The sequence below is a fragment of the Burkholderia sp. WSM2232 genome (assembly GCF_000472545.1).
Classification (GTDB): Bacteria; Pseudomonadota; Gammaproteobacteria; order Burkholderiales; family Burkholderiaceae; genus Paraburkholderia.
Window position 1 is genome coordinate 173290 of sequence record NZ_KI421432.1, and the last position, 26932, is coordinate 200221.

21 protein-coding genes are annotated in these 26932 nt (G+C 63.6%); 3 read left to right on the forward strand and 18 right to left on the reverse strand.

The window, feature by feature from the left end; translation table 11 throughout:
- Nucleotides 1-75 precede the first annotated feature (75 nt).
- The 12 genes from F757_RS34435 to F757_RS0130660 form a co-directional block, all read right to left on the reverse strand.
- Complete coding sequence (locus F757_RS34435; RefSeq protein WP_051376904.1) at nt 76-3693, reverse strand: type VI secretion system Vgr family protein; 3618 nt, start codon at nt 3691-3693, stop codon at nt 76-78.
- A 706-nt stretch (nt 3694-4399) separates the two neighbouring features.
- Complete coding sequence (locus tag F757_RS0130610) at nt 4400-5608, reverse strand: ABC transporter substrate-binding protein (RefSeq protein WP_027214660.1); 1209 nt, start codon at nt 5606-5608, stop codon at nt 4400-4402.
- A 92-nt stretch (nt 5609-5700) separates the two neighbouring features.
- Nucleotides 5701-9336, reverse strand: a complete 3636-nt coding sequence (locus tag F757_RS0130615; RefSeq protein WP_027214661.1) for a molybdopterin cofactor-binding domain-containing protein — start codon at nt 9334-9336, stop codon at nt 5701-5703.
- On the reverse strand, nt 9333-9860 hold the full coding sequence (locus F757_RS0130620; RefSeq protein WP_027214662.1) for a (2Fe-2S)-binding protein: 528 nt from the start codon (nt 9858-9860) through the stop codon (nt 9333-9335). Before F757_RS0130620 ends, F757_RS0130615 begins: the two co-directional genes overlap by 4 nt.
- A gap of 31 nt (nt 9861-9891) precedes the next feature.
- Nucleotides 9892-11091, reverse strand: coding sequence for an amidohydrolase family protein (locus tag F757_RS0130625; RefSeq protein WP_027214663.1), 1200 nt, complete (start codon nt 11089-11091; stop codon nt 9892-9894).
- 29 nt (nt 11092-11120) lie between these two features.
- Nucleotides 11121-11834 carry an ABC transporter ATP-binding protein gene (locus F757_RS0130630; protein WP_013342565.1) on the reverse strand — a complete coding sequence of 238 codons (714 nt, stop codon included), beginning with the start codon at nt 11832-11834 and terminating at the stop codon, nt 11121-11123.
- Nucleotides 11831-12640, reverse strand: coding sequence for an ABC transporter ATP-binding protein (locus F757_RS0130635; RefSeq protein WP_027214664.1), 810 nt, complete (start codon nt 12638-12640; stop codon nt 11831-11833). Before F757_RS0130635 ends, F757_RS0130630 begins: the two co-directional genes overlap by 4 nt.
- The gene (locus F757_RS0130640) at nt 12637-14583 is read right to left on the reverse strand and encodes an ABC transporter permease (protein WP_027214665.1); all 1947 of its coding nucleotides are present in this window, start codon (nt 14581-14583) and stop codon (nt 12637-12639) included. Before F757_RS0130640 ends, F757_RS0130635 begins: the two co-directional genes overlap by 4 nt.
- Before the next feature lie 162 nt (nt 14584-14745).
- Entirely contained in the window at nt 14746-15330 is a 585-nt protein-coding gene (locus F757_RS0130645; protein WP_027214666.1) for an amino acid synthesis family protein, read from the reverse strand.
- A gap of 80 nt (nt 15331-15410) precedes the next feature.
- Nucleotides 15411-16001, reverse strand: coding sequence for an amino acid synthesis family protein (locus F757_RS0130650; protein WP_013342561.1), 591 nt, complete (start codon nt 15999-16001; stop codon nt 15411-15413).
- A complete protein-coding gene (locus F757_RS0130655; protein ID WP_027214667.1) occupies nt 15977-16921 on the reverse strand; it encodes a UPF0280 family protein in 945 nt (314 codons plus the stop codon). The genes F757_RS0130650 and F757_RS0130655 overlap by 25 nt, the downstream gene beginning before the upstream one ends.
- 30 nt (nt 16922-16951) lie before the next feature.
- Nucleotides 16952-18547, reverse strand: coding sequence for a hypothetical protein (locus tag F757_RS0130660; RefSeq protein WP_027214668.1), 1596 nt, complete (start codon nt 18545-18547; stop codon nt 16952-16954).
- Nucleotides 18548-18962: 415 nt separating this feature from the next.
- Here F757_RS0130660 and F757_RS34440 point away from each other — a divergent pair, with 415 nt between their 5' ends.
- Nucleotides 18963-19727 carry a TetR/AcrR family transcriptional regulator gene (locus F757_RS34440; protein ID WP_232221487.1) on the forward strand — a complete coding sequence of 255 codons (765 nt, stop codon included), beginning with the start codon at nt 18963-18965 and terminating at the stop codon, nt 19725-19727.
- 96 nt (nt 19728-19823) lie between these two features.
- On the opposite strand, the gene pcaC is transcribed toward F757_RS34440, so the two are convergent.
- The 5 genes from pcaC to F757_RS0130690 all read right to left on the reverse strand — a co-directional run bounded on the left by pcaC (nt 19824) and on the right by F757_RS0130690 (nt 23895).
- The gene (gene pcaC / locus F757_RS0130670; RefSeq protein ID WP_027214669.1) at nt 19824-20216 is read right to left on the reverse strand and encodes a 4-carboxymuconolactone decarboxylase; all 393 of its coding nucleotides are present in this window, start codon (nt 20214-20216) and stop codon (nt 19824-19826) included.
- Nucleotides 20213-21004: a 3-oxoadipate enol-lactonase gene (gene pcaD / locus F757_RS0130675; RefSeq protein ID WP_027214670.1), complete on the reverse strand. Its 792-nt coding sequence runs from the start codon at nt 21002-21004 to the stop codon at nt 20213-20215. The genes pcaC and pcaD overlap by 4 nt, the downstream gene beginning before the upstream one ends.
- A 4-nt stretch (nt 21005-21008) precedes the next feature.
- Nucleotides 21009-22388, reverse strand: coding sequence for a 3-carboxy-cis,cis-muconate cycloisomerase (locus F757_RS0130680; RefSeq protein WP_027214671.1), 1380 nt, complete (start codon nt 22386-22388; stop codon nt 21009-21011).
- Between the two features lie 126 nt (nt 22389-22514).
- A complete protein-coding gene (locus F757_RS0130685) occupies nt 22515-23174 on the reverse strand; it encodes a 3-oxoacid CoA-transferase subunit B (protein WP_027214672.1) in 660 nt (219 codons plus the stop codon).
- A 13-nt stretch (nt 23175-23187) separates the two neighbouring features.
- Nucleotides 23188-23895 carry a 3-oxoacid CoA-transferase subunit A gene (locus F757_RS0130690; protein ID WP_027214673.1) on the reverse strand — a complete coding sequence of 236 codons (708 nt, stop codon included), beginning with the start codon at nt 23893-23895 and terminating at the stop codon, nt 23188-23190.
- A gap of 341 nt (nt 23896-24236) precedes the next feature.
- On the opposite strand from F757_RS0130690, the gene F757_RS0130695 reads away from it, so the two are divergent.
- Nucleotides 24237-25166: a LysR family transcriptional regulator gene (locus F757_RS0130695; protein WP_027214674.1), complete on the forward strand. Its 930-nt coding sequence runs from the start codon at nt 24237-24239 to the stop codon at nt 25164-25166.
- Nucleotides 25167-25289: 123 nt separating this feature from the next.
- The gene (folE, locus tag F757_RS0130700; protein WP_013342551.1) at nt 25290-25928 is read left to right on the forward strand and encodes a GTP cyclohydrolase I FolE; all 639 of its coding nucleotides are present in this window, start codon (nt 25290-25292) and stop codon (nt 25926-25928) included.
- A gap of 46 nt (nt 25929-25974) precedes the next feature.
- Here the strand turns inward: folE and F757_RS0130705 are convergent, their stop codons facing one another.
- Nucleotides 25975-26880, reverse strand: coding sequence for a DMT family transporter (locus F757_RS0130705; protein WP_027214675.1), 906 nt, complete (start codon nt 26878-26880; stop codon nt 25975-25977).
- Between the last annotated feature and the right edge of the window lie 52 nt (nt 26881-26932).

Genomic DNA, 26932 nt, shown 5'->3' on the forward strand with positions numbered 1-26932 from the left:
ACGGTCGCAGCGTGAACGTTGACACCAAACGTAAAGCACAGCAGGGCCGCCCGACCCAAAAATTTAACCCAAGCACTACGCGTCATAGCCGACCCTCCATAACTTGTTCGTCGCCAGCGAAAACTGTCGTCGCACATATTCCAGGTAATATGGCTTGATGCCCGCTGTAATGCGACCGGGCTGCAGCGGCGCATTAGCACCCTCGCCCATTACATTGCCGCCATATGGCACTCCGTTGGAATCGCGCGCGGTGTTCGCTGCATATCCTTGCCAGAAAGGCGTTCCCGCCTTTGCATCAACCAGCGAGAAATCAATCTGCTCATTGTTGATATACGATTCGTGAAGCCAGCCACCCTGGTCGTAGTATTCATCGGGAAAGTTGAAATAATGCCCGCATTCATGAGCTTCGACATTTGCATCCGGATAGTCATAAATTTTTTTTCGAAATTCGTATTTGTACCGTTCGCCCCATGATCCCGTGTCCGCCCGAAGCACCTGGGGAAACAGTTTGAGCGATACGTGTGGGCTAAAGCCGGGAATGGGCGTACCCCTGATCGACACACGAAGATCGACCCTGAATTTGACATTTACCCGGCATCCGCACGCTGCACCTTTCGCACATCCGTCCAGGACCAGTTTGTAGCCACCCTGGTTCAGCACCGCCTCGATACGGCTGATTAGCTTCTTGACATCGAATTGTGAGCCCACCGCATCGCGGTAATCCATTTTTACTCCATCGACTATGGAACCGGGCGTCATCTGAGAATGGGCGGAATACTCATAGGGGACCGTCGTTTTGTCGGCAGGCATCGATGTATCGCGCGCGCCATTCAGATCCACAGGAAACAGATCCATCGGAACCAGCATGGCCCGAACCGTGCAGTTTATCGTCTTGTCCTGCGTGCTGTATGCGAATTCAAACTTCGAGTCCCTGGAACCACCGCCCCTAAACCATATAGCACCGTCCGCGCTCTTCCACGGCTTACGAGATTTCAGCATGCCCCAATACGATGTAGCTTCAATATGCTGTTTTACCTCGGCCTTCAGGTCCGGGATTTTCCAGCCACACGGAGCAGCGCTCACCAGCTTGATCGGGTCGGGCGCAATATTGGTCTGTTTCTGGTCGTCTGGATTGTCCAGCTTGACCTTGACGTTTGGAATCGCTATATCGACATTCGATGGCTTGCCGTCGAACGGTGGAAATTCACCAGTACCCGCGTCAGGCGCAGGAGCAACCGCTCCCGTATTCGCCAGCGACTCCCACTGCGAGGCGTCGGGTGCGGGCGCTGGCGGTGCTGGTGGCGGCACGAAATGCGGGTTGGTGCGCCACACCTCGCACTGTGTCGTGTACGGCACAAATACCGGAGCGAATGCCGCGCCGCCCAGGTCCATCTGCGCAGGTCCCGTCTTCTTCAGGCCGCTTGTCCTGAACACGGCACCACCGCGCGAGCCGAATTCGATGCCGCCCGGCGTCATGCGCAGGTACGAGCCGCCCACATTCAGCACAATCTCCTTCGATGACTTCACGTGCAGCACGCCGTCCACCGTCTCCATTGTCATGTCACCCTGCGAGGCGAGCTGCATGCGGCCACGCTGGGCCTGCGCAACGAAGTCCCCCGCAGCCGTGATGAGGCGCATGCCCTTCTGCGAGAACATCGACAGCAGGTCGCCTGCAGCTACCGTAAAACGCCTCAGCGTACTGAAATGCACGCCTTTCTTCGCACTGCCGATGATAGGGCCGTCTGCGGCCACCTGTACGCCGTCGCCCGAGGCGATAGCGACCGGCCCGGGACCGCTCACCAGCACGCCAGGCTTTTTCATATCCTTCAGGCCGTCATGGATCGCCTGCTGCGCATCAGGATCGGCGGACGATGCCGTGGACGCCTCCGCAGAACCAGCAAGTGACTTGACGAACGCCTGGTGGTCCTTCAGTTGCGCGTCCGTCTCGTCCATGGCGAGCACTTTGCCGCCTGCGCCTGGCCCGTTATGCGCGGTCACCATCACGCCGGCGCCGCCCCGGCCAACCAGATGCCCTGACGTGCGCAGTTCCGCTCCCGCCCCTCTCGGCTGCAGGTCGCCATCCGGTATGAAGCCCAGGTTCAGCTGCGAGCGGCCCGAGTGTTCGGTACTCAGTTCGATGCCTTCCTGCCCCTGCCAGTCATCGAACCAGAGCTTGTTACCCGAGCGCGTACGTATCTCGCTGCGCGATATGCGCCTGCGCGAACTGTTGATAAGGTCCGGGTTCACGCTGTTTGGCAGGAACGCCAGCGCGAACGGCTTGTTCGGGTTGCCTTCATAGAAGCCCGCCACACCGTGATCGCCATCCACGGGCGGCATGTTCAGCCCCGAGCGGCCCTTGCTGGCGAAGGGTTTGGCCATGCGTATCGGGATACTCTCGCCGCCCTTCGGCCAGTTGCCGAAGTCACAGTGAAAGCGCACGATAATGCGCCCTTCCGCATCCAGATAGGGGTACGTGTATTTGTCCGGCGACGTGACCGTAAAACCCAGCGTGTGGACACGCGGCCATCTGGATTCGTCTATCGGCAACCGGTAGGGCCGCCCCGCAGGGATCGCGCGGAACTTGTTGTAGTAGTTCTGGTTACGCGCCCCCCGATGCACCACCTTCCAGACGAACAGTCCTTCCTTGGTTTCGAACGCCGTGCTGTCGTCCATTGCGTCCAGCTCGTCCGGCTTCATGATGCAGCCTGGCCGGATCGACGGCATCGTGGACTTGCCCCTGAAGACGACCTGCTGCGCCCGCGCCGCTTCGTGCCGCAACACCGCCTCGCGCTTCGCGCCTTCTGCATCCGCGTGCTGGGTGCCCCAGACCACGGGTGTGCCCATCATCGTGCCGGTTTCCTGTTCGGTTATGAACGGGTTGCGTGCACGCCCTTCCTCGCGAAGGACCGTCACCGCATTCTCCGGGTTGTAGTCCGCCACGATGAACGACTCGGGCACCGTGCGCGTTCCGACCTCCAGCGAGAGGATCGTCTCGTTGAATGGAGTCAGCAGTCCCGTGGGAGGGCGATTCGGCAGTTCGATAGCCGGACGCGTATAGCCGTCGATGTCATCGGCAATCACCAGGACCTCGCCGTGCCTGCCTTCCTCCGTGAACCAGAACAGGCCCGCCTGCTCCATTTCAAGCTGGCAATAGGCGAGGTCACCCATGTTGTACTGGAAACGGAACGGGTGCCTGGGATGCTTGCGCCGCAGGCGCTGCTCGATGTGCATCCACGGCCGCATGCCGTTACGTTCGATGACTTCCCTGATGATTTCGGCCGATGTGCTGTTCTGGTACGTGGCACAGTTGCTGGGTCCGTCGAGCATGGCCAGGCGCTGCCGGATTTCGACGCGATAGCTGTGGCCGTCGTGAGAACGTGAAACTGATCCAACACGCGAAACGAAGCCCTGGAATTTACGAACCGGTGCGGTTTCCTCGGTGTGGAACGCGAAGTCCGCCCACTGTCCGAGAATATCCCTGCGCGACACCCGCTCCGGTGTGAAAACCTTTGCCGTGATCCTGTAGGGCTTGCACACCTGCTCCCGCACTTCCCATTCGATTACCGATACCTCCGGCAGCGGCCGTTTTTCTTCTTCCTTTGATCCCCGGTCGTTCCGGTAACGACGGATCAGTGTGAGGTGCGCCGACTGCCGGCCCGTCAGATTCGTCTGAGGACGATCAGATTCCGCCATGGTTACCTGCCTGTTTATTCTATGGATTCCTAAATTACAGGCCGGTAGTTCAGAATCGCTTTCGGCCCATCTGTCGCCAAATTTGAATCCCTGATGGTTCGGCAAGCTGGCGCGCGGCTCAATAGGACAAGTTCTAAAAACAGGCGCGTTCTATGCGCAATGAATGGCCTTTGCAAAAGGTCCAACAAGCACTGACGATAATCAATGAGGCTTCTGCTCTGCGCCCGGCAAGTGACTTAGCCGTCAGCACATGATCTAGCGAGTGTGACGTGTGCCATAAGTAGCAACAGACTGTGCCTGGGGCTGCTCTGACCGTTAGCAACGACCATTGCAGCACGCCGACCGTCGCCAGGGAATCTGGGTATGGATCCGCCTGAGCCAGGCACTGTTCACGGAATATGTCGAGGGTCATCGCAGAAGACATGCGATCTCAAACAGGAAGCAAAGAACCGCCGGGCATCTGAACCGAGCGGCGGACTGCGGACATGGAGAGTCCGCGCCCCGCATCGCGGTCGTTCGTCGCGGTCGTTGTCAGCAACCGCAGGGGCAGAGAGTCTTCCGCCACGGCCCACCCCATCGAAAGCAAGCCACGCAAAGGCGTAACAGGCACCGAACACGTCGGCACGCGGACTCAAAAGGTTATCTAGCAGCTACTGCCACGCACGAGAGGCCCGCCCCCCCCAGCCCCCCGCGCGCTCTTAGCAACTCACTCCCCAGGCCGCAGTTTCTTCACTTCAGCGTCCGAAGGCTGCACACTCGCGCCGTCAATGTAGCGATACGAAGTCATCACGCCCTTGCCGTCCTTCAACCCCGTCACGCCGACATAAGCGCCCATGGTCGACTGATTGTCCTGCGCGCGATAGGTGACCGGCCCAAATGGCGTGTCGACGCTGAGCCCCTTGAACGCCGCCGCGAGCTTGTCGGTATCCGCGGAACCGGCTTTCCTGATGCCTGCCGCAATCGACATCAGCGCGGAGTAGCCGACCACAGAGCCAAGCCGCGGATAGTCGTGATATTTGGCCTGATAGGCGTCAACAAACTTCTTGTTCGCAGCGGTATCGATCGAATACCACGGGTAGCCCGTCACGATCCAGCCGCTCGGCGCTTCGGCGCCGAGCGGATCGAGGTAATCCGGCTCGCCGGTCAGCAGCGACACCACCGTGCGATCCTTGAAGAGGCCGCGCGTATTGCCCTCGCGCACGAACTTGCCGAGGTCGGCGCCGAACAGCACATTGAAGATCGCATCGGGCTTCGCATCGGCGATCGCCTGCGTGACCGCGCCTGCATCCACGTTGCCAAGCGGCGTGGCCTGTTCCGCGACGAACTGCACGTCAGGCTGCGCGGCGCTCAGCAGCTTCTTGAAAGTGGCCACCGCCGACTGGCCATACTCGTAGTTCGGATAGACGAGCGCCCAGCGCTTCTTCTTCAGCCTGGCCGCTTCGGGCACGAGCATCGCGACCTGCATGTACGTGGAAGGACGCAGACGGTACGTGTATTTGTTGCCGTCAGCCCAGACAATCTTGTCGGTTAGCGGTTCGGCGGCCAGAAAGAAGATCTTCTTTTGCCTCGCGAAGTCGGTGAGCGCAAGCCCCGTGTTCGACAGAAAGCCGCCGAACAGCAACTGCACCTGTTCGCGTGCAATCAGCTCCTGCGCGACGCGAATCGTGTCGCCGGGGTTGCCGTTGTCGTCGCGCGAAATGACTTCGAGCTTCTTGCCGAGCACGCCGCCCGCGCCGTTGATCTGTTCGAGCGCGAGATTCCAGCCGTTTTTGTAAGGCCCGAGAAAGGCCGGCTGCGCCTTGTAGCTGTTGATTTCCCCAATCTTGATGGTCTGCTGGGCGTTCGCGCCGAAGGCAGCAAATGAAAAAACCGTCGATAGCGTAAGGCGAGAGATCCATCCTGCGCGCGTGGTCATGCGTTTCTCCGTATCAAATGGATTGCGGGAATGCGTTGGTTTTCTAGCGGCTTGTCTGCCCCGTTCGTCGCTGCGCGCCTGCGTTCGCGCGCTCACTCGGCGCGGGACATGGCGCGAACCCGCGCGACGCTTGCCGTCACGTCCTGCCAGGCGGGCTTGCCACCCGCGAATTGCTGGCGCAAATATGACACGAGTTCGGCGACCTGGGCGTCGTTGAAACTGTCGCGGTAACCCGGCATCGTACCGAGTTCGGGCCGCGCAGGCGAGCCGATACCGTCGAGAATCACGCGGATCAGATTATCGGGCGTGGCGCTATGCAGGTTCGTGTTGAGCGCGAGCGACGGGTGCGCGCCGAACAGTTGCGGCCCGCTTCCCGTGTGATGACACGCGGCGCAGGCGCCGTCGAAAAGCCGCGCGCCCACGCCCGAGGGCGCGCCGCGAATCGTGCTGGCCGCTTCGTATTGGCGTGCCATCGCCGCCACGTCGACGTTGGGCTCAAGCGGACTCAGCGACGCGAGATACGCGGCCATCGCGCGAATGTCGCTATCGGGCAACGCTGCGAGATCGGCGACAACCGGCGCCATCGGCCCGGCGGCCACGCCGTGCAACGGCGCGTGACCGAAGCGCAGATAGCGGAACAGTTCGTCCTCGGTCCATGGCACCGGCGAGTTGGACAGCGACGACAACGCCGGCGCTTCCCACCCTTCCGCACTGCCGCCGCCCATGAAAGCCGCGCCGGTTTTCTCGGCGCCGAATGCATTGCGCGGCGTGTGACACGCGCTGCAATGTCCGAGGCCATTGACGAGATACGCGCCGCGGTTCCATTGCGCGCTTTGCGCGGGGCTTGCGGCGAAGCTGTTGCGGGCGAGAAAGAGGCCGTTCCATGCGGCCATGAGCGGGCGCGCGTTGAATGGAAACCGCAGTTTGGTTTCCGGCGGACGCAAGCGCACAGGCGTTTGCGACATCAGATACGCGTACAGCGCCTCGAGGTCTTCGTCGGAAGTGTTCTTGAACGATGTGTACGGAAAGGCAGGATACAGCCGGTGTCCGTCGCGGCTAATGCCTTCGCGCATCGCGCGAATGAACGCTTGCAGCGACCACGAGCCAATACCCGTTTGCACATCGGGCGTGAGATTCGTGCTGTACACGATGCCGAAAGGTGTTTCCAGCGGCTTGCCGCCGGCGTTCGGCACGCCGTTGCGCGCGGTGTGGCACACCGCGCAATTGCCGAGCGATGCCAGCACCTTGCCGCGTGCGACGAGTTCGGGAGCGAATGCACTCGCAAGCGGCGGCGCAATCGGCGCGATGGGCTGCGGCGCCAGCGACAAGGCCCCGAGCCAGCCCGCCGCGCCTGCTGCCAACGCGCCCAGAAAACCCAGCCGCCAGCGCTTTTTCCGGCGCGCGGCGGCGTCCTCGGCTTGCGCATCCGCGAGTGCGGCGCGAATCGTTTCGGGTGTGAACGGCGGCCTGCGAAAGCGCACGCCCGTTGCGTCATACAGCGCGTTGGCAATCGCGGCCGCGCCGGGCAGCGAGGCCGACTCGCCCGCGCCCATCGGCGCCTCGCCGTGGCGCGGCATCATCACGACGTCGATCACGGGCACTTCGCGGAACGTGAGGATCGGATACGCGCCCCACTCCTGGCTCGTCACCGCGTTATCGCCGAACGTCACGCGTTCTTTCAGCGCGCGGCTCGTCGCCTGAATCACGTTGCCATGAATCTGGTGACGCACGCCGTCGGGATTGATCGTCGTGCCATTGTCCTGACCGACCACGACGCGCGTTACCGCGAGTTCGCCGCTTCTGCGATTCACTTCGACGTCCGCGACCCACGCGCACCAGGCCGCGCCGAAGCCGGGAAACTTGCTGTGCACATAGCGCGCGTAGGCAATGCCGCGGCCCCGCGCAATGTCGCCTTCTTCGCGCGGCTCGGCGGTTGCGGCTTGCCGCGCACGCGGCTGCCAGCCCGCGCGCTCGGCGACGGCTTTCACCAGCTCGGCCCCGCGTGGATCGCGCAAATGCTTCAAGCGAAATTCCACAGGATCGGCACCCGCCTCGACCGCCAGTTCGTCGATGAACGACTCGTGCGCGAAGGTGTTGGGCAGCGCGGACACGCCGCGCAACCACGAGGCGCGCACGACAGGCGGTGTGTCGTCGCAGACAATGCGCATGGCGCGGTAGTCGTAGGGCGGCACCGCCGTGCGGTCGCCCATTTCGAATACCTGCGGTTGCGCCGGCAACGCGCCAGTCAGCAACAGCGCGAGCGTAGGCGCGTCGTTCGATGGGTAACGCGTCGCAAAATCGTAAGCCGCAAGTTCGCCTTCCGCGCTCAAAGCGCCGCGCACATCCATCAATTGCGCGGCGCCCTTCGGCTCCCATGCATGCTCGTCCTCACGCGACAGTTGCACGCGCACGGGCGCCCCCGTTGCACGCGAGAGCAAGGCGGCGTCCGCGGCGACGTCGTCCGCGCAATTGCGGCCGTAGCAGCCTGCCGCGTCCATGCGCACGATCTCGATCTGCGCTTCATCCATAGACAGCAGCAACGCGAGGTCGGCGCGCAGCGAATGAGGGTTCTGCGTGCCGGACCACACCTTCAATGCGCCGTCACGATAATCGGCCACCGCGCACGAGGGCCCAATCGACGCATGCATCTGAAACGGCCAGACGTATGTGCGATTCAGCGTGCGGGCAGGGTCGAGCGCGAGCGCTGTATCCACATCGCCTTCGATCACGAGGTCGCGACGCGTGGCCGGATTGGCGCGCAGCGCGGCTTCTACCTGTTCGCTGGTTTCGAGCGGCGGCAACGGTTCAGTGTTTTTCCACTGTACGTCTAGCTGCTTCGCGGCCTGCTGCGCGATTTCCTCGCGCTCCGCCACGATGCCGACGAAGTCGCGTATCACCACCACCTTGACGATGCCAGCGAGATCACGAATCGTCGCTTCGTCGACGCGCAGCAAACTGTTGCCGACGAAATCGCCCTGCGCGAGACCCGCATACGGCGGGCGCACGACGCGACCATGCAGCATGCCGGGCACGCGCACATCGTGCACGAAGCTCAATTCGCCGGTTGCCTTCGCGGGTATGTCCACGCGCGGCGCCTTTTTGCCGACCACCGTATAGGCGCTGGGGTCTTTCAGAGGCGCATCGGCGCGCAGTTGCAATTCGATGCGTTGCCCCGCAATGAGCTCGCCATAAGCGATGCCTCTGGTGCCCGCTCCAACTCCGGCGCCTGCATGATCGCGTTCGACCACGATGCCGTCGCGCACGGCAAGCTTCTCCGCGCCGACGCCAAGCCGCTGCGCCGCCTGGGCGATGAGCCACTGCCGTGCCTGTGCCGCGGCATGCCGCAACGGCACGGCCGTGATCTGCAACGTGGCGCTGGCAATGGTCGGCCCTTGATTCGGCGTCTCTTTCGTGTGGCCGAGTACGATCGACACGCGCGTCAACGGCACATCGAGTTCTTCGGCGACAATCTGCGCGAGCGCGGTGCCGATTCCCGTCCCCAGATCGACATGGCCATTGAAGGCAACCACGCTGCCGTCGTCGCGCACGGCGAGAAAGAGCTCAGCCTCGCTCGGGACAAACGACGAACGTGAGCCGGGTTGACCGACCGCCGGTTTGACGGGCGCTGGCGGCGGCCGCGTGACGATCAGCACGCTTTGCGCGTCGTAGAGCTGCCTGCGCGACGGCGGCTCGACGCGGCGATCCACGCTGAAGTCCGGCCCGGTCATGCACGCGCTCCTTTGTCGCCGTCATCGTCGTCATCGCGCGTCTGCTTCTGGATTGCCAGTAGTTCGGCGGCGCGTTGCACCGCCCGCATGATCTCGACATGCGTGCCGCAACGGCACAGGTTGCGCGACAGTTCGCGGCGAATCGTCTCCATGCCCGGATGCGGATCGCGCTCGAGCAGCGCCTTCGTCGTCATGATCATGCCGCTCAGGCAGTAGCCGCATTGCGCGGCCTGTTCTTCGATAAACGCCTGCTGCACCGGATGCAACGCAGTGCGCGTGCCCAGCCCCTCTAGCGTGGTGATCTCGTGTCCCAACGCTACCTTCGCAGTCGTGACGCATGCGCGTGTCGGCATGCCGTCGAGCAGCACCGTGCATGCGCCGCATTCGCCGAGCCCGCAGCCGAACTTAGGCCCGTTGAGCGCGAGGTCGTTGCGCAGCAGGTAAAGCAAGGGCGTATCCGCCGACGCGCTGACAAAATGCAGCGCGCCATTGACCTTCAACGCGAGCGGTGCCGGCCCGTTCATGCGCGCACCGGTCGCGCCGTACATAGCGCGTTCATAGCACCACCGGCACTTCAGTAGCAGGAGGCGTGTTGCGGCTGCGCCGGCAGCGGATCAAACCGTCGATCATCACCATGCCCACGCCCGGAATATCGCCAAGTTGCACGCTTTCCAGCAGCGTGTTTGCCGCCGTATGTTGCGCGCGGTCCATGAACACGAGATCGGCGGGACGGCCTACTTCGATCAGCCCCTGGCGCAGGTTGCGTTGGCGTGCCGTGTTGCCGGTGGCAAAGCAGAACGCGATTTCCGCAGGCACGTCCGCAAGACTCGAAATCAGCGCGATCATGCGCAGAATGCCGAGCGGCTGCACGCCGGAACCAGCGGGACTGTCGGTGCCGAGAATGATCCGGTGCGGGCATTTCAGTTCGACCGCATGACGCGCGGTCAGCAATGCAATGCGTTCATTGCCGTTATGGACGATTTCCAGCGCGCGGCTCGACTGCTCGCACAAATCGCAAACATGGCGGTACGACAACGACGTATGCCCGCCATTGATGTGGCCGATCACGTCCGCATCGGCCGCGAGCACCACGTCGCGGTCGATCAGCCCTGAGCCTGGAATCGACGGGCCGCCCGTGTGAATCGTGCTTTGAATGCCGTATTTGCGGGCCCACGCGACCATCTGCGCCGCCTCTTCGCCGGCCTTGACGCTGCCGAGCCCCACTTCGCCAAGCAGCTTCACACCGGCCTCGGACAGTTCCTTGAAGTCTTGCTCGACCATGCCCTTTTCGATTACCGGCGCGCCCGCCATCACCTTGACGCCGCCGCCGACGCCCGCGCCGCGCATGCCCTCGAACGAACGCTGCGCGGTAATGGCAAGCGCTTTCACGCCGAGCACATCTTTCGGACGACCAGGCAAATGCACTTCACCGGCCGAAATCATTGTGGTCACGCCGCCGTTCAGGTTCGATTCGATCCAGCCAAGCTGATTCTGACGCGGCGTCCAGTCGCCGAATACCGGGTGCACGTGCGAGTCGATCAACCCTGGCGCAACCGTGGTGCCCTTGCAATCGACGGTGGTACGCGCGCCTTCCAGGTCGCAGTCCTTTTCCTTGCCGACAGCCACGATCACACCGTCGTCGATCACGATCGTCGTGGCGTCGAGAATCGGTTGGTCGATGTCTCCGGATAACAGCAGGCCGATGTTGGTTACCGCGACCTTGCCCGACAAGCCTGTCAACGTCTCTGCTGCCATCTGCCTCTCCTTTTGCAACGACGGTTGGATCACACGCTCAGGTACGCGCGCCTCACTGTTTCGTTCTTCGCCAGTTCGCCGATAGCGCCGCTAAAGCGGATTTGCCCTTTTTCAAGCACATACGCGCGGTCGCTGACCAGCTCCGCGAAGTGCAGGTTCTGCTCGGACAACAGAATGGACAGCCCCTCGCGCTTGAGCTCGAGAATCATGTTGGCCATCTGTTCGACGATCACGGGCGCGACGCCTTCCGACGGTTCATCGAGCAACACGAGATACGGATTGCCCATCAAGGTGCGCGACACGGTGAGCATCTGCTGCTCGCCGCCGCTCATCTGTCCACCGGGACGCCGCGGCATTTCGCCGAGATTGGGGAAGAGCCGGAAGAGCTTTTCCGGCGTCCATTGCGGCGCGCCTTCGCGCGGCGGCTGGCGGCCCGTGTCGAGGTTTTCCATCACCGTCAGATCGGCAAATACGCGCCGGTCTTCCGGAACGAAGCCCATGCCCATGCGCGCAATCCTGTACGGCGGCAGCGCGGCGATGTTCTGCCCGCGAAACGTGACCTGGCCCCGCCGGCGCGGCAGCAAGCCCATGATCGCTTTCATGGTGGTCGACTTGCCCGCGCCGTTGCGGCCCATCAACGCGACCACTTCGCCGCGCCCGACTTCGAGGCCGACGTCGAACAGAATATGCGCGCGGCCGTAGAACGCGTTGAGGCCCGCAACTTTCAGCATCGGCTCGCTCATTGCAAGGCTCCTTCGCCACCGTGGCCGCCCACTGAGTCGTGCAGCGCGGCGTGCGGCTGAAACGTCTTGCCGGTGCCGAAATACACTTCCTGCACGCGCGGGTCGTTGCGGATCGTTTCGCCGTCGCCCTCCGCAATCAGTTTGCCGCGCGCGAGCACGATCATGCGGTCGGCGTAGGCAAACACCACGTCCATGCTGTGCTCGGTAAACAGCACGCCGATTTGCTGCTCGGCGACGAGCCGCCGTGTCAGCGCCATCAGCTCGTTACGCTCCTTCGGTGCCATGCCCGCAGTCGGTTCGTCCATCAACAACAGCTTGGGACGGTTCGCAAGCGCAATCGCCAGTTCCACGCGCTTGACGTCGCCATAGGCGAGCACGCCACATGCGCGATTCGCGTCGGCGGCCATGCCCACCTGTTCGAGCAGTGCGAGGGCTTCATCGGCATAGCGCGAACCAGCGGGCTTCCACAGGCCGAAGGTCTTGCGCTCGCGCGACACGAGCGCCATCTGCACGTTCTCTAGCACGGTCATCGAATTGAAGGTGGCCGCGATCTGGAACGTGCGGCCCACGCCGCGTCGCCAGATATCGCGTGGACGCATGCCGACGAGTTCGTGTCCGTCGAAACGGATCGACCCCGACGACGGCGCCAACTGGCCATTGACCATGTTGAAGCACGTGGACTTGCCCGCGCCGTTCGGCCCGAGCAGCGCGAGAAGCTGGCCGGCTTCGAGCGTGAACGACACGTTGTCGACAGCCTTCAGTCCTCCGAACGACCTGGAGAGGCCGGACACCTGCAGCAAGCTCATAGCCCCTCCTTGATTGCCGCGCGTTGGGACGCGGGTGTCGCGGCGTTCTCCGCGTTGTCGCGGCTGTTCGCGTCGTCGCCGAAACGCTCGCGAATGAAACCGACAATGCCCTGTGGAAACGCAATCACCAGCAGCAGAATGGCGAAGCCGAGCAGCGCCTGCCAATAATCGGTCTGGCGCGCGACGGTGTCCTGCAGCCACGTGAACACGGCCGCGCCGACTATCGGGCCGGCGAGCGTTTGCAGACCGCCGAGCAGCACCATAACCAGACCGTCGACCGAGCGGCTCACACTGATCACTTCGGGCGAGATCGTGCCCTTGGAGAACGCATACAACGAACCCGCGAGTCCGCAGAACAGCGACGCGATCACAAAGGACGCCCACTGCACGCGCTTCACGTCGATGCCGATAGCCTCCGCGCGCAACACCGAGTCGCGCGACGCACGCATTGCGTAACCCAGCGGCGAGAACAGCATGCGCCGCAACAGCCACACGCCGATCACCGCGCAAAAGAGCGTGACGTAATAGAACGCCACCGGCGACGAAAGCCAGTCAGCCGGCCACAAACCGAGAATGCCATTGCTGCCGCCCGTCACATCGTCCCACTGGAAAACGACCGACCAGACGATCTGCGCAAAAGCGAGCGTGAGCATGGCCAGATAAACGCCCGACAGACGCACGCAGAACCAGCCGAATACCAGCGCGCCGCCCACTGCGAGAAGCGGGGCCAGCAGCAGCGCGGCTTCCATCGGCAGGTTCAGGACCTTGAGGAACAGCGCCGCGCCATACGCGCCGAGCCCGAAGTACGCGGCATGACCGAACGAATGCATGCCGCCCGGCCCCATGATGAAATGCAGACTCGTTGCAAACAGAACGGCGATCAGTATTTCGACCAGCAGCACCGGCATGTACGGAAACGCATTGGCCGCGAGCGGCGCGAAGAGCAGAACCAGCAGCACGATTGCGGCCAGCCATTTGACGCGTTTGCCCGCGGGACGCAACGGCGTTTCAGGCGCCGCCATGCCCCGCACCGCGGCACTCGCGCGACCGAGCAGCCCCCAGGGTCGCACGACCAGCACCACCGCCATCACGACGAACTCCGCCACGAGCGTGAAGCGGCTCAACGAGAGACCGACGCCGAAAATCGTCACATGTCCAATGCCGATGCACAGCGCCTTGATCTCCGCAATGATCAGCGCCGCCACGAAAGCGCCCGGAATCGAGCCCATGCCGCCCACCACGACGACCACGAACGCATTGCCGATGGTCTCGAGATCGAGTGAGAGATTCGCCGACATGCGCGGGCCTTGCAGTGCGCCGCCCAAACCGGCGAGAAACGCTCCGACAAAAAACACCCCGGTAAACAACCACGCCTGATTGATGCCGAGTGCGCCGAGCATTTCGCGGTCCTGGGTCGCCGCGCGCACCAGCGTGCCCCAGCGCGTGCGCGTCAACGCGTACCAGAGCAGCAGCAACACCACCGGACCGATCACGATCAAAGCGATGTCATAAGTGGGCAGCGGATGGCCGAGGAAATTTACCGCGCCAGCCAGATGCGGCGCGCGCGGCCCGAACAGATCTTGCGGTCCCCACAGCCATAGCGCGGCGTCGCGAAAGATCAGCACCAGCGCGAACGTAGCGAGCAGATGAAAGAGCTCAGGCGCCTGGTAAATGCGCCGCAAAACGATGACCTCGACCAGCGCGCCGAGCACGGCAACCACCAGCGCGGCGGCCAGCACGGACAGCCAGAAGCCGCCGGCCGTCTGACCGAAGCGGCTCGCCATGCTGTACGCAATGTAGATGCCGAACATATAGAACGAGCCGTGCGCGAAATTGACGATGCGCGTCACGCCGAAGATCAACGACAAGCCCGCGGCGACCAGAAACAGCGTCGACGCGTCGGCAAGTCCGTTGACCAGTTGTACCAGCAAATTCGAAAGCATCGAGACCCTCGGCAGCTTGCCGACCACCCGCACGCTCATCTCCGTGCGGCCCGGCCAGCAGACGTTGCAACGCGTGCGGCACTGTGCTCGCACGCATCAACGGCAGCACACTACCTGAAAGAAATCCACTGTGGGGAGCCGCCAGGCAAACGCATGCAGATCTCAGCGCAAGCCATCTTCGCCCTTGATCTCGTTCGCCTGCAATCCGCCGATGCGCGGCAATGGCCGACCGGAAGCCGTCACCGCGACCGCCACCACGATTTCGTTCGCGCGCGGCGCATCCGACACCCGCGCTTCGATCGCATCGAAGTGACTGCGCACGAAGGCCGCGTCCTTGTGGCCGAGCGGCACGTCGATCGCGGTGCCGAGCGTGCCCATCTTTTTCGCCGACGGCACGAGCGCCGCGCCCTTCTCCACCGCTGCGCGCAGCGGTGCGCCGAGCTTCGGATGCAAGATCGCCGCAGCATGCTCCAGTTCGCCAGCCTCGCCGACAATCGCAGCCTTGCCGTAGCTTTGCGCTTCACCGGGCTCGATTCCCAGTGCTTCGACGCAGCGCTTGCCGAGCAGCGCGCCCAGTTCCTCGCCCGCGTCGATCAGTGCATCGAGCCTGGCCTCAAAGCGGCCCGCATACGGATTGTCGATCACGGCGATAGCGACCGCGCGACGCACGGGCGGATCGACGTTTTGCCCCATTTCCATGCGTGTTTCGTCCACCTGCACGACCAGCTTGCGAAGCCTGATTGCCATTTCGCTCTCCGAGTTTCGATGTACCTGTCGCTGCATTCAGCGCGCTTGAGCACGTATTCACCGCGTTTTTCAGCGCGTTTTCAGCGCAAGCCGTCCTTGCCCACGATCGCCTCTTTAGCGAGCCCGCCGACGCGTGCATGCACGCGCTGCCCGGTGCTCATCGCGAGGATGTAGACCACTTCGTCGGCGGCGGGCGCGCCCGGCACGCGCACTTCTATCGCGTCGAAGTGACTGCGCACGTAGCTTGCGTTGACATGCGTAAGCGGCACGTCAAGCGCGCTGGACGGCGCGCCGACTTTTTTCGTCGACGGCACGATCGCGTTGGTCGGCACGCCGTTCTTTTCCAGCAACTCGCGCATCGCATAGCCACCGGGCACATGCCACAGCGCACCGTGTTCGAGCTCGCCGCGTGCGCCGACAATCGCGCCCTTGCCGTAGCCTTCTATCGACGCATGCGCAACCGCCATCGCTGCAAGCAGGCGTTGCGCCATATCGAAGCCGATGGGCTTGAGCGCTTCCATCGCGTGCTCGATTTTCGGCTCGTAGCGGCCTGCAAACGGGTTGGTCATGACAGCGGCAATGGCACCGCGCCGCAGCGGCTTTTCGGGCGCAGGCCCGAACTCGTGAAAGATGTCTTCGACGTGCGTCAGCACGCGGCGTATTTCGAACACGGAGCCTCCGTTGTGGGGTGAGCGCGATGCGTCGCAAGCAAAGCGTCCGGGCGGTGCATGCCGGCTGTGCGCACGCGTCCTTGCAAAAACAACGCGGCGCCCGCTATCACACCGCGCTCCAGCAAACGCTGCGCCGTTTCTACACCGCGTGCAAGTGCAAAATCTGCAAGCGGCTGCGGGAGTGAGGGAACGTCCACGGTTACCAGTTGATCGCCAAGATCGGTATCGTCTTTCAGCGACGACGCCGGCATACGCACGATACCGGCATGGTCGAGGTTCACCGCGTTCGCGATCATCGTCGCGGCGGCGTCCGCGCTTGCCGCGTCATGCGCGAGCACGGTGACGCTGTCCGCAATGCCAAGACTGAAACTGCGCCCGCGCCAGCCGCTCGTCGCAATGCCGCGAATCGGCATGCCTGCGTCCAGCGTGAGATTCGCGTCTAGCCCAAGGCCGTCGGCGCGCTGCAGTTTCGCGAGCGACTGAGACAGATCCGCAAACACGCCCACGCGATACTGGTGGCCTTCGGTCAGATGAAACGCAATGTCGCCGCCGTTGTTGATGTAGGCGCGGGTGATTCCTTCGCGTGCGAAGGCGCTGATCAATTCGTCGGCGACGCTGCCTGCGACGGCGGCCATCGGCGTGAGAAAACGCGCGCGATGTGGATGACATGCGCACCACATGCGGCGGGCCACCGCGCCTTCCAGCGGACATTCGTGCACAGAGGCATCCGCTCGCAACGGTTGGCGCAGCCGCTTCAATTCGCCGACGAGTTCGGGCAATACGTCGACAAAACGCGCCCAGCAACTGGCATAAGCGGATTCGAGCGCGGCGGGCTCGCCGTCGGCGCTGAGAATCAGATCGATCGGGCCATGCTGCCAATGCCAGCGCGTCGCGTCGATACGGGTGCGGGTCGGGTTCATCGCTTGAAGTGGGCCAGGTGTTCAGGCGGATCAGCCGAGCATCGGCGGCACGGCCGGCGGCCACGGATTGTCCGGATTGCGCGCCAACGTGCGGCGCGCGAGCGGTGCGCCTTCGGTGTGCTCGGGGCCGCTCGCCAGCACGCTCTGCAATGATCTCACCGCATCCAGATGGCCGCCCAGGTCGCGATAGGCGTCGTACGTCATGGTGAATTCGATTGGCGCCACAATGGCCGGAGTAGGCACCGTGCCGAACGAACGGTCCGGCATGCGCGATACGTCGACCATCACGGTAATGCCGCCGCCCGGCCACACATAAGCCGGTGCGCCGCCGCAGGTCACGTTCACCAGCTTCTGCTTGATCGCACGCGTGAGCAGCACGGGGTTCTCGGTCGCCCCCGCGCGCAGACTGCCGCCCGCACCGCCGAGAAACAGCACCGTGGCAAGCGAAGGCTCGCAGTTCTCGCCGATCCGTTCCACCGTGCGGCGGACCGCCTCCGGCATGGCCGCGATGCGCGGCACGAGATCATGGTCGAGTTCATACCACTGCGCGTGTTCGCCGGTGGTCGACACCATCAGCAGACGCATGCCGGGTTTCGCGACTGCGGGATCGAAGCCTTCGATAATCGCGAGCGGGTCCTGAATATCCGTGCCGCCCCAGCCAATGCCGGGATTGGCCACCTGAAAATAGCGGCCCGGGGTCGACTTGCGTCCGCGAATCCTGATGCCCGAGCGTGTCATGCCAAGGCAACGCCCCGCCTGATGCTCGGTCAGCACGCCGGTAATGTGGTCGTCGACCACCACCACTTCGTCGGCGTGGCCGAACCACTGTTTGGCGAAAATGCCGATGGTCGCGGAACCGCAGCCCACCCGCATGCGCTGCTCTTCGACACCGTCGACCACCGGCGCCGCGCCCGCGCGAATCACGAGGCTCGCGCCGCCGTCTATGCTGAGTTCCACCGCCTGCTTGTTGCCGAGCGCAAGCATCATGTCGCAAGTCACGCGGCCTTCTTTCTTGCTGCCGCCGGTCAGGTGATGCACGCCGCCGAGACTCAGCATCTGCGAACCGTATTCCGCTGTCGTCACATGGCCGACTATTTCGCCCTGGCAACGCACGTTCGCCTGTTCGGGACCGAGAAAGCGGTCCGTGTCGATCTTTACCTTGAAGCTGCAGTAGCTGAAGATGCCTTCAGTGACGACCGTGACCATGTCCACGTCGTCGAGCTTCGAGGCAACGATAAACGGCGCGGGCTTGTAGTCGGGATAAGTGGACGATGCGCCCACGCCGGTCACGAAAAGTGCTTCGTCGGCGACAGGCTCTTGCGTTTCGGACGATACGGCGAATTCGACCAGCGCGTCCGCGCTTTGCGGAGCGGATTGGGATCTGGAGAGGAACACTACCGGGTCCACGCGAATCAGCCGGCCTTGCGCATTCGCATAGCGATCGCACGCACCGGTGCGTCCCTCGGATATCTGACACAGCACCGGGCAGGCATTGCATTCGATCTTGTTCGACGCCATACGCTCGCTGCGCGGCGCCGCCTTCTCGAGCACGGTGGGACCCGGCGTCGAGGCAATATCGCCGTCGACGCGCTCCGCACCGAAATCGACCTTCGTATGTTCTGTCATGGTGGGGGTTCCATACGACGACATTACAATCGGTCCCGCCCGGCTGCTGAAAAGCCCTTGTTTCAGGGCGTTTTCGTGTGACTCGCATTCTTTCCATGTTGCGGTCACTCACCGTTCGTGTAGTATTTGCTACACCAAACTTGTTGGAAATCTACTCGATCAAAATAGACTGCGCAATGAATTTCCGGGCTGCGAGCGCATGGTGCGTCGCCGCATCGGAACGGCGATAACCGTGGGGCTACTGCTTTGCTACGCCGCAATCCACGCCGAAGCCGCAGCCGAAGCCGTGCGCTGTGCATTGCATAAGAGGGGCCGCGCAGCGCGCGCTGTATGATGAAGACGGCTGCATGCCGGCCGCACTCCGTGCAAGGAATCGAGCCGTTCAACCATGCCAACGAAGAGGCACCACACCGCCATGAGTCCCACCGCCGCCCGCAAGCCGGGCGCCACCGGCATCCGTGCGAAACAGGCGCAGGACACCCGCGCCAAGATTCTGAAAGCGGCAATCAAGGTGTTTGCGAAGCAAGGCTATGCGAGCGGCCGCGTGGAGAGCATTTCGAAGGCCGCGCGCTCGCACGACCGGATGATCTACTACTACTTCGGCAGCAAGGAACAGCTCTTCGTCGAGGTACTGGAAACCATCTACACGCAATTCAACGAAGCGGAAAGCAAACTCGATCTCGACCTGCAGAATCCGGTGCGTGGTCTTGAACAGATGGTCGAATTCGTCTGGCAGTACTACCTCGATCATCCGGAATTCGTCACGTTGCTCTCAAGCGAGAACCTGCATCAGGGCAAGCATGCGAAGAAGTCTTCGAAGCTGAAGGAGATCTCGGGCTACGCCATTTCCGTCGTGCAGAAACTGCTGGATGCAGGCAAAGCCCAGCATGTGTTCCGAACGGACATCAAAGCGCGCGACGTGTACCTGATGATCGCGTCGCTCGGCTATTTTTATAACGCCAACCAGTACACGCTGGGCGCATTTCTCGGCGAACCGCTAATGGATAAGGCGGCGCTCGCGCATTGGCGCGAGGTCATCAAAGACACCGTATTGCGCGCGGTGCGGCTGCATTCGCCGGCCGCATCCGATTCGAATGCCGGCGTTGAAACGACGCACACCGCGAATGTGATGGATGCGGCTACTGCAACCGATACGACTGCGCGCGTACAAGCCGGCTAGCTGAAACGCCGTACAAAATGAAAACGCGCGCCCGGGTGCGGGCGCGCGTTCGTTTTTCAAAGCCTGGCTGCCGCGACAAAAACGCGGCGAAAACACTCAGGGCTTCGCCGCTGCATCGTCCTCGCGGAAAATCTTGTCGGCCAGATGGAAAGCCGAGTTCGCCGCCGGCACGCCGCAGTAAATTGCGGTTTGCAGCAGTACTTCCTTGATCTGCTCGCGCGTCACGCCATTGTTTTTGGCAGCGCGCAAGTGCAGTGCGAGTTCCTCGCTGCGATTAAGCGCGACCATCATCGCAATGGTCAGCAGGCTGCGCGTGTGTCGCGGCAAACCCTCGCGCGTCCATACCTCGCCCCACGCGTAGCGGGTAATGAAGTTCTGAAACTCTTCTGTCAGTTCCGTGCGGTTTGCCAGCGAGCGGTCGACATGCGCGTCGCCCAGCACCGCGCGGCGCACGCCGAGTCCGGCTTCGTAGCGGTCTTCGTCGTTCATTTGGACTCCGTCAAAAAGTCGATCACTGTCTTCGTGAAAGCGTCGACCTTCTCGATGTTGGAAATATGCGAGGCGTCGAGCTCGACATAACGCGCGCCCGGAATCGCCTGTGCCAGTTCGCGGCCTTGCGCGGGCGTCGCGGCCACGTCGTGCGTGCCGCTGATTACCAGCACCGGCAGCTTGATGCCGTGCGTTTCGGGGCGCAGATCGGTGGCGTCGATCGCCTCGCAGTTCAGCGCATAGCCTTCCTTGTCGGTATGCACGAACACGTCGCGGATCATCGCGAGCACCACCGGCTCACGTTCGATGTAGTCGGCGGTGAACCAGCGCGGCAACACCGCGTCGGCAAGCGCCAGCATGCCTTCGGTGCGAGCCCGCGCGGCACGCGGCACCCACACTTCCGGCGAACCGATGCGCGCCGCGGTGTTGGCAAGCACTACCCGCTCGAAGCGGCTTGCATGACGCGCGGCCAATGCAACGCCCGTGAGTCCGCCCATCGACACGCCGCAGAAATGCGCGCGTGCGATCTTCAGCGTATCCATCAGGCCGAGCACATCGCCCGCCAGATGCTCTATCGTGTACGGTCCTTTCGGCGCCTCGGAATGGCCGTGGCCGCGCGTGTCGTAACGCAGCACGCGAAAGTGCTTCGCTAGCGCCGCCACTTGCGGCGTCCACATGGACAGGTCGCTGCCGAGCGAATTGGACAGGATCACCCACGGCGCATTGCCGTGACGGTCGCCGTCGATTCGATAATGAAGCTCGGTGCCGTTGACTGCGGCGTAAGGCATGCCGTTACTCCTTCGAAATGGCGCGCTCTGAACGCGCGGTATGAAGTGCCAGCGCCGCGTCCACATAAGCGTGCGCCTGGCCGACGTAGTGAGCGGGATCGAGCAGTTGCTTCAGACGCTCGACAGAAAGATGTTCGGTCACAGCCGCATCCGCCGCGAGCAAGTCGAACAACGTTCGCCCTTCGCGAATGGCGGCTTTCGACGCTTGCTCCACGAGATGATGCGCATCCAGCCGGCCGATGCTGTCGCCCAGCGCAAGCATGACAGCTTCGCCGAGAATCAGACCGTGTGTGACGTCGAGATTCGCGGCAAGGCGCGGCACGTTCACGCTCAGGCCGCTCGCGATCTGCTCGATGTTCGCAAGCGCGCCGCCCGCGAGCCGCGCGAGGTCGGGCAACGCATCCCACTCTGCCTGCCAGCCGCCGAGCGCGCGCTCGTGTTCCTGAACCATGCCCGCGAATACCGTGGCAACCAGTCCCGGCGCGCGCGTGGCCGCGGTCAGCACGGCCGCGCAGCCAACCGGATTGCGCTTGTGCGGCATGGTCGACGATCCGCCTTTGCCGGCGGCAGCCGGCTCCGCAAGTTCGTCTATTTCGGTTTGCATTTGCAAGGAGACGTCGCGCGCTATCTTGCCTAGTGTACCGATCAGCATGCCGAAGAATGCCGCGGTCTCCGCAATGCGGTCGCGTTGCGTATGCCACGGCAACGCAGGCATCGCGAGGCCCAATTCCTGCGCGAGCGCTTGCGTGACGCGCGGCGCGGCATCGCGCAGACTGGCGAGCGTGCCGGCGGCGCCGCCGAATTGCAGCACGAGCACACGCTCACGCAATGTGTCGAGCCGGTCGCGGTGGCGCAGCAACGCATCCAGCCATTGCGCGAACTTCAGGCCGAGCGTGATGGGCAGCGCCTGCTGCAGCCAGGTTCGGCCGATCATCGGCGTGGCGCGATGCGTGGCGGCAAGCTGTGCGATCGCGTTGCAGGCGGCCTGCAAACCGCTGTCGAGCAGATCGAACGTGTCGCGCAGTTGCAGCACCGTCGCGGTGTCGATAATGTCCTGGCTCGTCGCACCCCAATGCACGTATTTCGATGCTTCGGCGTCCGCCGCTTTGACGCGCGCGGTGAGTTGCCTGACGAGAGGAATCGCGAGATTGCCGCCGAGCGCCGCGTCGCGCGCGAGCGCGTCGGCGTCGAGTTGATCGGCGTGGCAGGCGGCCTCAATGGCCGGCAGCGCCGCTTGCGGGATCACGTTGTGCGCGGCGCAAGCGCGCGCGAGGGCCGCTTCGACATCGAGCATCCGTTGCAGCGTGGCGCGCGGCGCCCAGATGTCGTTCATCGGCTGCGTGCCGCAAAGGAGGCCGGTCAGCCGGCCGCTGGAGTCGAGCATGATGACTTCGATGATCGGGGAGTTCTGACGAATGTAGCACTGTGCGCGGCAACGCGGTGCGCGCCGCGGCATGTGGACCGCGGCGCGCAGATGTCAACGCATGTTGTGCCGAACGCTATCGCTCGCTCACGCCGCCCGCGGCGCTTGCGTACCGTCGATCAGCGGCACGCCCGTGAGCTTGAGCAAGGCGTCGAAGTCGATGTCGGAGAAGATTTCGCGCACCACGAGGCCCTGGTCCGTCACGTCGATCATCGCCAGATCCGTGTAGATGCGGTCGACGCAACCCACGCCCGTCACGGGGTAGCTGCACTCGGCGGCGATCTTGCTTTCGCCCTGCTTGGTCAGGTGCTCCATCATCACGTAGACCTGCTTCGCGCCGATAGCCAGGTCCATCGCGCCGCCCACGGCCGGAATCGCGTCCGGCGCGCCGGTGTGCCAGTTGGCGAGGTCGCCCTTCGCGGACACCTGGAATGCGCCGAGCACGCAGAAGTCGAGGTGGCCGCCGCGCATCATGGCGAACGAATCGGCGTGATGGAAAAAGGCGCCGCCCGTCAGCAGCGTGACGTGCTGCTTGCCGGCGTTGATCAGTTCGTCGTCTTCCTCGCCCTTTGCGGGCGCGGGGCCCATGCCGAGCAGGCCGTTTTCGCTGTGCAGGAAGATTTCCTTGTCGGCGGCGAGGTGGTTCGCCACCAGCGTCGGTACGCCAATGCCCAGGTTCACATATGCGCCTTCCGGAATGTCTTGCGCAACGCGCTTTGCCATTTCATCGCGGGTCAGTTTCTTCATGTCGGTCTCCGGTTCAGGCAGCGGCGTCGCGCGGGTTGGGTTGCGGCGCGTGAGCCGCTTGCGGCACTTCGATCACGCGCTGCACGAAAATGCCTGGCGTGACGATGTTTTCCGGGTCGAGCGCGCCGAGCGGCACAACTTCCGATACCTGCACGATGGCGGTTTTTGCCGCGCTTGCCATGATCGGCCCGAAGTTGCGAGCCGTCTTGCGATACACGAGGTTGCCCCAGCGGTCGCCCTTGTATGCCTTGATCAGCGCGAAGTCCGCATGCAGCGGCGCTTCGAGCACATAGTGCCGGCCGTCGATCAAGCGGGTTTCCTTGCCTTCGGCGAGCTTCGTGCCGTAGCCGGTGGGTGTGAAGAATCCACCAATGCCCGCGCCCGCCGCGCGAATGCGCTCGGCCAGATTGCCTTGCGGCACGAGTTCCAGCTCGATCTCGCCTGCGCGATAAAGCGCGTCGAACACATACGAGTCTGTCTGGCGCGGGAACGAGCAGATGATTTTGCGCACGCGCTTTGCCTTGAGCAACGCCGCGAGGCCGATGTCGCCATTGCCCGCATTGTTGTTGACGATGGTGAGTTCGCGCGCGCCTTGCTCGATCAGCGCGTCGATGAGCTCCGAAGGCATGCCGGCCGTGCCGAAGCCGCCGATCATGACGGTCGCGCCATCGTGGACGTCGGCAACGGCCGACTGCAGTGACTCAAAAATCTTGTTGATCATGTCGAATTTCCTTGTGGGGCGCTGCGCGCCTGGCGTGGCCGAATGGCGCCAGCTTCCTCACGGCTCACCGCCTGGTTGCTCGCGCTCATGTTCGTATAGCGAACAGTGATTCGATTAGCGAACGATTCGGCGATTATGGTTGGGCTCGCGCCGCGTTGTCAAGGCGCGGACTTTCCCTTAATCATAGGTTCCCGCCCGCGCAACCGCGCGCCCCTTGTTTGCATGCGCCGGCGCGGCCGGGCAGCCGGAACCAAAACAAACCCCACTATCGCAGTGAGGGATTCTTCCGCTACCCTTTATCGACATATCGAATACTTCCACGCGCCCCCCGGCCGAACAGCATGTCGGACACTCACCTTGACCTGAACCTGATCCCCTATCTCGTGGCGATGGAGGACACCCGCAACGTCAGCCGCGCGGCCGAGCAGCTCGGCGTGAGCCAGCCGCGCGTGAGCACGGCGCTTGGGCGGCTGCGCGAATATTTCGACGACCCGCTCTTCGTGCGCACGTCCAAAGGCATGGAACCCACGCCGCGCGCGCTCGCCATCCTGCCCGCCGCGCGCGACGCGCTTCTGCGAATCGAAAAAGGCATGCTCGACGTGCAGGAGTTCGATCCGGACACCAGCACGCATACCTTCTCGATCGCGCTTTCCGACGTCGGCGAAATCGTGTTCCTGCCGCGGCTGCTGCAGCTCTTCGCCGAGCGCGCGCCGCACGCGAATCTGCGCTCGGTCTCCCTGCCGCCCTCGCATGTTGAACGCGGGCTCGAATCGGGCGACGTGGACCTCGCGGTCGGTTACTTTCCGGACCTGTCGGGCAATAACTTCTTTCAGCAGCGGCTCTTCACGCACCGCTTCATCTGCCTGATGCGCGCAGGTCATCCGCTGTCCAGAGCGCCGCTCACGCTCGCGCAATTCGTGGCTTCGGGGCATGCCGTGGTGCGCGCCGAGGGACGCAGCCAGGAAGTGCTCGAACAGTACCTCGCGAAAAAGCGCATTACGCGGCGCGCGGTGCTGGAAACGCCGCACTTCATGAGCCTGCCGTTCATCCTCGCGCGTACCGATCTGATTGCCACCGTGCCGCATGCGATCGGCTTCGCATATGTGTCCGAGCATGCGTCGATCACCCTCGTCGAACCGCCGCTGCCGCTGCCGCGCTTCGACCTGCGACAGCACTGGCATCGCAAGTTTCATAACGATCCGCGCGGCACCTGGCTGCGCGGCGTGGTCGCCGGACTTTTCAACGACGCGCTCGACGAATGGCCGAAATGAAAAAGCCAGCCCCGCGCGCCGGAAGGGGCATCGGCACGAGGCGGCGTAAACATGGAACAATGACTGTACTCATGAACCCGCGCGCGCTCCTCGGGCAACGCGCGATTCCCGCAGGAGCGACGGATGACCAGCAGCAATAAAGAACACACCACGCCCGCGGCCGGCAACGGCCGTCCGAGCCGCGAAGAAGCCGAAGCAGCCGTGCGCGTGCTGTTGCGTTGGGCCGGCGACGATCCCTCGCGAGAAGGCCTGATCGACACACCGGCGCGCGTGGTGCGCTCCTACGAAGAGTTCTTCGCGGGCTATCAGGTCGATCCGCGCGAAATTCTCGCGCGCACCTTCTCCGAGGTGGACGGCTACGACGAGATGATCGTGCTGAAGGACATCCGCTTCGAAAGCTATTGCGAGCATCACATGGTGCCGATTATCGGGCGCGCGCATGTTGCCTATCTGCCGGGGCATCGCGTGGTGGGTATTTCGAAACTCGCGCGGCTGGTGGACGCATTCGCGAAGCGCCTGCAGATTCAGGAAAAGATGACGGTGCAGATCGCCGATACGCTGAACGAGGTGTTGCAACCGGTGGGCGTCGGCGTGATTCTGGAAGCCGCGCACCAGTGCATGTCGACGCGTGGCGTGCACAAGGCCGGCGTGACGATGGTCACTTCGCGCATGCTCGGCAGCTTCCGTACCGACCCGTCCACGCGCCGCGAGTTTCTGTCGATTGTCGGCAACCCCGGGGCGGTGGCCGTGCCGAATACGTAAACGCAAAGCCGCCGCACGCGGCACGTTGCGCGAGGGGCATCCGGCATCAGGCCGCCCGGCGCGCGCCGAGCGTTTGCCCGAAGGTCGCGAGTAGGACAGCCCCGAGCACGCACGCCACGCCCATCAACTGCGCCACGCTGACCGGCTCGCGCAGCAGCAGCGCGGCCAACGCCAAAGCGCTCACCGGCACCAGCGCGGTCATCAGGCTGGCCTCCGCGCCGCTCACGCGCGCCGCACCCTCATACCAGAGAACGAAGCCGGCCACGGTGGGAACCAGCGCGTAATAGACCACGCCGGTAATGGCCGCCGCGTCGAGCGGCAAGGTCCACGGTTTCTCGAAGCAGGCCGGCACGACGCAAACCGCGAAGCCGATGCCGCACATCAACGCCGACAACGGCAACGGCGCGACCGGCGTGCGCAGCTTGCGATTGAGCAGAATGAAGAGCGCCTCGCAAACCACCGCCGCGAACACCAGCAGGTTGCCCGGCAGCGAACCGCCTTCATGCGGCGCAACGCCGGCGCCCGAACGCACGGTGCACGCGAGCACGCCCGCCGTGGCAAGAACGATCGCACCGAGCAGCGCCGGCGAGGGTCGCTCGCCCAGCGCGAGCATGGCGACCACCGCCGATACTGCCGGCAAGGTGCCGGCAATCACGCCTGCATCGCCCGCCGAGGCGAGCTTCATGCCGCTAATCAGCAGGACCGTATAACCCACGCTGCCCGCCGCGGCTTGCGCGACCACCAGCGCCGCGTCGCGGCGGTCAAGCCGCGGCCAGCGTACGCCGCGCCAGCGCATGACCAGCACGAACAACGGAAAGGCTATCGCAAAGCGCAGCGCGGTCGCGCTGAATGGCGGCAATCCGGCCGCAATGGACTTGCTCACCACCACGGTGCTGCCCACGCCGAGCATTGCCAGCGCGCAGCAGACGTAGCCGACATAACGTGAATTCATCGTGCATCTCCCTCGCAAAAGAAACAGCCCGCAGAATAGGCAGGCGGCGCCA